At 36.0% G+C, this 4,926-nt stretch carries 8 protein-coding genes; all 8 read left to right on the top strand.

Going from position 1 to position 4,926, the window contains the following annotated elements:
• Positions 1-188 precede the first annotated feature (188 nt).
• Complete coding sequence (locus QZT26_RS16455; RefSeq protein ID WP_295103702.1) at positions 189-332, top strand: hypothetical protein; 144 nt, start codon at positions 189-191, stop codon at positions 330-332.
• A 36-nt stretch (positions 333-368) separates the two neighbouring features.
• Positions 369-707: a hypothetical protein gene (locus QZT26_RS16450; RefSeq protein WP_099323699.1), complete on the top strand. Its 339-nt coding sequence runs from the start codon at positions 369-371 to the stop codon at positions 705-707.
• Between the two features lie 2 nt (positions 708-709).
• Positions 710-1,666: a hypothetical protein gene (locus QZT26_RS16445; RefSeq protein ID WP_164995108.1), complete on the top strand. Its 957-nt coding sequence runs from the start codon at positions 710-712 to the stop codon at positions 1,664-1,666.
• A 185-nt stretch (positions 1,667-1,851) separates the two neighbouring features.
• Positions 1,852-2,811 (top strand): hypothetical protein, encoded by a 960-nt coding sequence (locus tag QZT26_RS16440; RefSeq protein WP_099323697.1) that lies wholly within the window; start codon positions 1,852-1,854, stop codon positions 2,809-2,811.
• 149 nt (positions 2,812-2,960) lie between these two features.
• On the top strand, positions 2,961-3,137 hold the full coding sequence (locus QZT26_RS16435) for a DUF1328 family protein (RefSeq protein ID WP_099323696.1): 177 nt from the start codon (positions 2,961-2,963) through the stop codon (positions 3,135-3,137).
• A gap of 248 nt (positions 3,138-3,385) precedes the next feature.
• Positions 3,386-3,676 (top strand): coiled coil domain-containing protein, encoded by a 291-nt coding sequence (locus QZT26_RS16430; RefSeq protein ID WP_099323694.1) that lies wholly within the window; start codon positions 3,386-3,388, stop codon positions 3,674-3,676.
• 74 nt (positions 3,677-3,750) lie between these two features.
• Complete coding sequence (locus tag QZT26_RS16425; RefSeq protein WP_099323693.1) at positions 3,751-4,299, top strand: rubrerythrin family protein; 549 nt, start codon at positions 3,751-3,753, stop codon at positions 4,297-4,299.
• A 301-nt stretch (positions 4,300-4,600) separates the two neighbouring features.
• Complete coding sequence (locus tag QZT26_RS16420; RefSeq protein WP_157775639.1) at positions 4,601-4,810, top strand: hypothetical protein; 210 nt, start codon at positions 4,601-4,603, stop codon at positions 4,808-4,810.
• Positions 4,811-4,926 lie beyond the last annotated feature (116 nt).

Below are 4,926 nucleotides of genomic sequence, written 5' to 3'. Positions count from 1 at the left end.
AATTGCAAGGAGACAACCCCGTGGAAAACCTTCTGGCATACGCCAAAAAAGCTCTTTTAACAAAAACCACTTCCGGCTTAACTTATAATATCGCTTGTTAATTTTTCAAAGAACTAAAGTGTTACAAAGGTTTTGATCCTGATGCGAAGGATTGGTTCTGGATTAAATATGAACCGAATGGTGACGTTATGGTCACAGAGAAAGAAGAAGGCGGAGAGACGAAGACCATCAAGCTGGCCGGTAAGCTGTCATCATGTATTAAATGCCATGGGGCACAGACCAGTAATGATTATATCATGACAACTCCTTTAAAAGTAATGCATACCTACTAATCGATTAAGCATTTGGAGGCAATGAAGGAATCGGGAATGAAAAAATATTTAATAGTTATATTGTTTCTGTTGCTTAATACTACTATTGCTTTTTCGGGAGAAATTTACGGAACAATAAAAAAAGATGGAAAGCCAATAGCAGAAGGGTCAGAGATAAAACTTGAAATGCTAACATCCGGAAAGACTTACTCTTCAAAATGTGCACAATATGGATCCTATTCATTATATGTGCCGGGGAAAGGACGTGGCCTTCTTATAATACGGAATGAAGAATTAATGTCAGAACCGATTTTAATATATATCTATGAGAATGCGATCCAATATGATTTCGTTTTAGAAGAAAAAAACGGTTCTTTCCTGGCAAGGAGAAGATAAGCATGGCGGAGAAAGAAAAAGCTAAAAAAGAAAAATATTTGGGTACTAAATTTGAAAAGTTTACTACACATTATCTAGGGCCATGTGGCAGCCTGATTATTGCAACTGCAATACTTATTTCAGGATATTTAGGTTCCAATTATTTAAAGGAGCGGGCAGCTGCTAAAGCACGTTCAGAAAAGGGTGTACTCACCATGGAGGCAATACAGATATACTCCGATATGATGAGGGAACAAGAAGAGGCGGAAAATAAATTGCACGAAGATATGTTTAATTCAAGTATGAAAGTGTTTTCTATGCCGGATACCTGTAAACTTGAAGAACAAATATTAAATTTGGAACTTCTTGCTTTAAACTTCCATGAAACTTTTAATTTGAAACCTTTTTTTAGTTTTATAAGAGAACAAATACAAGTTTCTTCGGGATATGCCCCGAAAGAAATATATTTAACTCGTTTATATGCTACAGCAAAATCGATAATGAAAAAGCAAATGATGGTTTTAGAAGGAGAGGGTGAGAAATTTTCACGAATGGTAGATTTGGAAAGGCTGGGGCAAATTCAGGGAAGTCTTCAACTAGAAGAAGAAAGTCTTATTGTAGAAGGGATAAAGAGAAACTATAAAATTTATGTACGAAAAGCGAACGATAAATTAAAAGAAATGTTGGTCAGGTTGGAAATAAGAACACAGAGAAAATCTTCAGAAGACGTTAATACAATAATTTCTGAGTATAGGCTAGATTATTTTAATTTTCCTATGATTCATAATGTTACCCTGTTACATGATCAACGGTGTGCAATTGTATTGAATGAATTTACAGAATCATGTGCGGATATCACACTGGTAACATTCCCTGGTTCTTTGGCCGTAAGGGGAAAACCCTATTATCAGGAAGTGATTCAAAACCTCCTCATGACAGGAAAATTATTTGATGAAAATATCAACAAAGAACTTTGGTAGCCTTATAATATGAACAAAGTATTTTGTTGGAAAAGTGTCTAAAAAAACTGTAACGATTTTCTGGAGAAATAATAGTAATAGAAATGCCTTTTTTAAAATCAATGTTATTTATTTTGAAACAGAACCTATTCATATAGGATTGTAAGATAAAAGAATGTTGATTCCTTTATACAGAGAAAATAAGCATGGAATATGAGAAAGAAGAGACGAATATTCAATATTGTAGCAGGGTAGAAAGGCTTATCAGTTGTTATATCGGACCATGCGGAAGTCTTTTTGTTGCAACGGCTATTCTTGTTTCCGGATATTTAGGCTCCAATTATTTAAAGGAACGGGCGGCTGCTAAAGCACTTACAGAAAGAGGAGTACTCACCATGGAAGCAATTCAAGTCTACTCCGGTATTATGAGGAAACAAGAAGAAGCGGAAAATAAATTGCGTGAAGACCTGTTCAATTCAAGTATAAAAATATTTTCTGAAGCTGATACGTTTAAACTGAATGAGCAAATGTTAAATTTTGAACTTATTGCAAATAATTTCCATGAAAGTTTTAATCTGAAACCATTTTTTGAATATATGAAAGAAAAAATGTCTGTTTCTTCTCTATCCAATAATATGCATAAAGAGTATTTAACGCGTTTGTATCAAACTGCACAGACAATAATTGAAAAGCAGATGTTGATTTTGGAAGGAGCCGGCGATAAATTTTCGCGAATGGTTGATATTGAACGGCTTGAACAAAGCCATGGGTCCCTTCAGTTAGAGGAAGATAACCTTATGGTAGAAGGTATCGAGAGAAACTATAAAACGAGTGTAATAAAAGTCAACATCGAATCAAAAGAAATATTAGTCAGGCTGGAAGTCAGGACGATAAAGGAGAATGCTACGGAAGTCGATAAAAAAACTACCGAGTTTTGGGTAAGCCTTTTCGATTTTCCTATGATTCATAATGTTACTTTGTCGTATGATCAACGGTGTGCAATTGTACTGAATGAATTTACAGAATCATGTGCAGATATAACGCTTGCAACGTTTCCTGGTTCCCTTGCAAGCAGGGGAAAGCCGTATTATCAGGAAGCAATTCAAAACCTTCTTGTGACGGGCAAGTTATTTGTTGAAGATAGCGACAAAACAAAACAATGGTAGTCTGCGTCAGTCAATTCTTTTGTCAGATATTCTTACTGCAGGTGCATTTTTGATAAACATATTTTTCCCATTTGTTGTTAAGGGTTTTTTGCATGAAAACTGTAGAAATCGTTATTTAAATTTTTTTTAAAATGAAAGGAGATAGTACTATGCTTTACTGGGCTTTGGTTTTTTTTATCATTTCAATTGTTGCTGCTTTTTTAGGTTTTGGCGGGTTGGCTGCTGCGTCGGCAGGGATAGCAAAGATATTGTTCTTTATTTTTATAGTTGTCTTTATCTTCTTTTTGATAGCCGGATTATTCGGGAGGCGAAGACCGCCGGTTTGAAATACTTTTTCAGACTTTCAAGGTGTGGAAAAGCAAAATATGTTTCATCTTATACCATTTTAAAAGGAGATATAAATTGTTAAGAACGATACTGATAGTACTACTCGTTTTAGCTCTTCTTGGGGCATTACCGACGTGGCCCTATAGTATAAGTTGGGGGTTTTATCCAAGCGGTTCTTTGGGATTTATCCTGATAATTTTACTCATTTTACTTTTAATCGGGCGTATTTAGAAAGAGGAGATTTGTTATGGATAAGAGAAAGGCATATGAAGAAAAGCTAGATGCACAACTAAGGGAATGGAGATCAAAGATTGAGAATTTAAAGGCCAAAGCGGACAAGGCAAATGCAGAAGCAAAGATAGAATACTATAAGAACATCGATTCATTGGAAAACGACTATAAAGCATTGCAAGGCAAGCTCCAACAACTCAAATCTGCAGCAGAAGAATCCTGGGAGGATATCAAAGCAGGGTCAGAAACAGCTTGGGAAGCACTGAAATCCGCTTTTAGCAATGCAATGGCAAAATTTAAAGATTAATCATGAAAACCAGTGACAATGAAGGAAGTTTTTAAGCATATTTTATAATTAAACCAGTGGGGAGGAATATACACATGAGAAAGATGACAGAACAGAATATGATTAATGCATTTGGGGGTGAAAGTCAGGCCTTTATGCGCTACACCCATTTTGCGAACCTGGCTGATAAAGAAGGCTATCCTAATGCCGGTCGATTATTCAGGGCAATTGCTCATGCAGAAACGATTCATGCAAGAAGCCATTATGAAACATTAAAACATTTGAACGGTGGATTTGTGGCGAATAGTGCTGCGACTTTCGGTCCCGGTGAAACGCTAAAGAATCTGGGTCTTGCTCTGATGGGGGAAGAGTTTGAAATCAATGAAATGTACCCTGTTTTTATTGAAGTTGCAAAATTTCAGAAGGAAAATGATGCACAACGAAGTTTTGAATGGGCTTTGGGAACAGAAAAAATGCATAAAAAGCTGTTTGATAAGGCGAAAGATGCAGTGAATAATAATAATGATCCAAAACTTGATGCAATCCAGGTATGTTCCGTTTGTGGTTATACTTTGGAGGGTGAAGCTCCTGACACGTGCCCTCTTTGCAATGCTACTAAAGAAAAATTTGAAAAATTTGCTTAAGTATTTTCCTTTATCATTATTATAAATATAGGGACACTTCCTCTTATTTTCCCAGATCAATCAAGAAATATGGGAAGTGTCCTGATTATTCTCATATGCCTTGAGTTTTAATTATATGCCCTTATAGACTCCTCTTGGATCAACCACATCATACGTGGAAATATTGTATTTCCACTTCTTTTGATCATTTTACCTAAAATAATTTGCCATTGATACCAACCTGTCTTCGCCCTTTATTTCCTTCATTATTGGCTACGAGGGGAATGCCTTTGCTTTCACTGGAAATGTAGAAGATGATCTCTTGAGCATCACAGTCGTGTATCCCATGCGTGAGGAAGCGGTAAAAGGATTTCTGGATCTGGCAAAGGATGATTGGTCAGTTGTTAATGAGTTAGTTGTACACAGCCAGCTTATCAGGAAGGAATACGACGAAAACATCTTCTATAGTCAAACAAATATGATTTTAGAATATTTACACACCCCTAAATCCCCTCTTTTTAGCTGGGGATGACCCATATTTTTTGCTGGACACCGTGTTAACCGTATGTTACACTGTGTACATGCATAGAGTAGGAGGTCGAATATTTTCAGATGATGTAATAAAGCGTTTATCAGAAACTATCCAAA

The sequence above is a fragment of the uncultured Candidatus Kuenenia sp. genome (assembly GCF_900696675.1).
Taxonomy (GTDB): domain Bacteria; phylum Planctomycetota; class Brocadiia; order Brocadiales; family Brocadiaceae; genus Kuenenia; species Kuenenia stuttgartiensis_A.
The sequence above is the reverse complement of the archived record's forward strand: the minus strand, read 5'-3'. Positions and strand labels throughout refer to the sequence as shown.

Coding starts and splice junctions, on each gene's coding strand:
- QZT26_RS16455 (WP_295103702.1), top strand. CDS start 189: ATGGTCACAGAGAAAGAAGAAGGCGGAGAGACGAAGACCATCAAGCTG.
- QZT26_RS16450 (WP_099323699.1), top strand. CDS start 369: ATGAAAAAATATTTAATAGTTATATTGTTTCTGTTGCTTAATACTACT.
- QZT26_RS16445 (WP_164995108.1), top strand. CDS start 710: ATGGCGGAGAAAGAAAAAGCTAAAAAAGAAAAATATTTGGGTACTAAA.
- QZT26_RS16440 (WP_099323697.1), top strand. CDS start 1,852: ATGGAATATGAGAAAGAAGAGACGAATATTCAATATTGTAGCAGGGTA.
- QZT26_RS16435 (WP_099323696.1), top strand. CDS start 2,961: ATGCTTTACTGGGCTTTGGTTTTTTTTATCATTTCAATTGTTGCTGCT.
- QZT26_RS16430 (WP_099323694.1), top strand. CDS start 3,386: ATGGATAAGAGAAAGGCATATGAAGAAAAGCTAGATGCACAACTAAGG.
- QZT26_RS16425 (WP_099323693.1), top strand. CDS start 3,751: ATGAGAAAGATGACAGAACAGAATATGATTAATGCATTTGGGGGTGAA.